Genomic DNA, 2874 nt, shown 5'->3' on the forward strand with positions numbered 1-2874 from the left:
TGCGGCTTGATCTATGTCATAATCTGTAAGTTCTGATTGTAAAGTGTTTTTTATAGGATTTGCATAAAATGTATTAATTATTTGTTGTACTGTTTCTAATTTTTGTTTCTCTCTATCCTCTCTTATAGAACGAGTAATTGGCAGAAATTCAATTTTATCAATAAGTACTGTTGTGTTTGTATATACATCCGAACGATTAAACACAAGAGATATGTTTTGATTTGGAGCAAATTTCACCTCGTTAGAAAATTCTAAGTACTGAAAATCTTTATATTTTAAATTCGTATAATCTGTACCAGAAAAAGTGGGGTTGAGTGCCATACCCAGTTCTGCTACCCCTGGGATACTAAGATTTATAACAGCTCGTGTATTTGCGCTTCCATTTGAAGCATAACGAATTCTTATAAAATACGATTGTTGAAAATTTGAGTGTTGACATGTAATTTTGAAATGATCTTTGAAATCAATTAAATCCCCTCCTGTATGACCAGGTCCTTGAACAACCTTAGAAGCAGTCCCAAGTGAATTCGCTTTTACAGCTGGAATTTGGGTAGTTAAATGTGTATAAATTGTATTTTTAGGATCAACACTAGAGTGTGTCCAAGCAAACGTATACACTTGAGTTTTATATGTTGCAGGGATACTAAGACTTTTAATAAATGATAAAATATGACTATAGTTATCATATGTTGGAAAAAGGGTAGGGATTGCTTGATTCTCTCTTGGTTTAAGAATTGGTAACCCGAAAATATTTTTATTTACATCATAAGTTATTTGCCCAGATCCTGCTGTAAGTTCTTTCTCCAAAAGTCTAGTACCATTAGTTATAAAAAAATCCATTTTACTAATATTATTATAATCATTTAGATATTTATTATCTAAGCTTATGACATTTAATAAAAAAATATAAATATTTGTTGCCAAACCAAGAGATTTTAATTTATCAGTTACATTGTGATTTCCAAAAACACTAGATTTTTGGGATATATTATCAAGTGTGTAATGAAACATATTATAATGGCTGGTGAAAAAATTATTAGGAGTAGTTTGCGCTTTTTCATAAAAATTCAAAGAATCAAGCCAAGTAAATAAATGCGGTCTACGTGTAAGTGAATCCTCTTGATATTGAAAGTCATAATATTTATAGGGGCTTTCTTCGAAGTTAAGTACCTGATAAATTTCTCGAGTAAGTTCAGATTGGACACCTATTGGATATTTACCTACATCATAATTAGGAAAGAGTGCAACAAGATCTAATACAGCAGTAGTCATTTTTGTTCGATACGTATTGTATGTGTTCCAGTTTATATTTCCATCAAGATTACTATCAGGCGTCGTTTTAATTAAATTTAATCCTTTTTTATAAGTTGTTACACAATAATTAGTGTAATCTTCTATAGCTTTAGTCAATACTGGATAATAATCAATTGCTGTTGGCAAAGGCTCTAAATAATCGAATTGTCGATTGTTTTTTAAATACGCTTCAAATTTGACGGCTTGATTTAATACAGTCAGATGTAAGTTTGCTGCTTGTGCATAACTAGATAATACTAGTATGTTATAGTAATCGCAATCACTAGGATTAGGAGGACAAGAGTTTACAAGCTCTGGAATGACATTTTGAAAATGGTAATGAACTAGCTGGATTTGTGTCCTTACATCCTGAGTATTTTGTGGGTTTGGATTATTCTCCCATGTTTTAAGGTGATTATGATAAGTGCTGATAACATTAAACGACCTGTTTAAAATTTTATTAGCATTACTTATATATGTTGATGCTATTTCTTTTTTTATAATATTTTTAGTTTGTGTTATAAAGTCACTCCATGTGTTAGATTGGTCTTGGGCTGGAAAAAGAACTGGTATTAATGTACCAAAACCTATTAAAGCAAGTCCTAAGGGTGTTGTGAACCCGAAACCAGTCAGTACGGTCCCAACTACAATAGTATAGGCACTGAGTTCACCACTATCAATAAAAGTTTCAAAATCTCCACCATACTGCTGATTCTGTTGACACATATTGAGCCAATCTTTATAATTTGTACTTTGTAATAATTGTTTTGGACTATTTTCTATTGGATATCTTGTATAATTATTAGATATATTTAATTTTTTTTGTGAAGCATTCAATGTTTCATATTCATTTTTATTTTGATAAGGATTCATATTTGTTCCTCCCATACTCAATTTAGATACACTCTTTTTCTGTAGCAACAAAGATTATTTTAAATCATTTTTAAATTAATATGGTTTAAAAAGTACAAAATTGAAAATTATTGATTACTTTTACAAATCCTATATACATATTAATGTACCAATATAATTATTCGTAATTTATACATTTTAAAAATTTTTGCGTTAAATTTTTAAAACTTTGTATTTCATATGGTTTGTTACAAAACCTCACACAAAAATAAGAAAACCTTCTTTACAAGAATTCTTGGTATCTTTGACCCTTATGCATTTATCCTCTCCTATGTAGTAATTTCTCTTTCTTTTACACTCCAAGCTATCAAAATTTCCCTTATGCATTTTAAAGTATTCGTAATTTAAATAATCTATTCCTGTTACATTCTTTCAACAAATAACCGCGTCATTTTTTGACAATCAACCAGCCTGTTAATTTTTAAAAAAGCTATCTAATCCCCTTCAATATCCCTTTATATGCCTTTTACATCAAATAGTATAGGAACTGATGATGTTTTTTAAGCTATGGTACTGCTACCGTACAGGTTATTATTTCGCGTAAATTTATTATTTTAGGCATTTGAAACCCATTATACAAATTACTCACGTGGCATTCCACCTGGTTTGCAATGTCTGGATATTCTACGCCTTAATAACATCAAAGGTTCTGGTGCAAATAATGGACAA

1 pseudogene is annotated in these 2874 nt (G+C 30.0%); it reads right to left on the reverse strand.

Annotated features, from left to right (window positions below):
* Positions 1 to 2166: pseudogene (gene cry4Aa, locus RT27_RS30275) on the reverse strand (pesticidal crystal protein Cry4Aa); the annotation flags it as partial.
* Between the last annotated feature and the right edge of the window lie 708 nt (positions 2167 to 2874).

The sequence above is a fragment of the Bacillus sp. L_1B0_5 genome (assembly GCF_000836715.1).
In the GTDB taxonomy this organism is placed as follows: domain Bacteria; phylum Bacillota; class Bacilli; order Bacillales; family Bacillaceae_G; genus Bacillus_A; species Bacillus_A thuringiensis_S.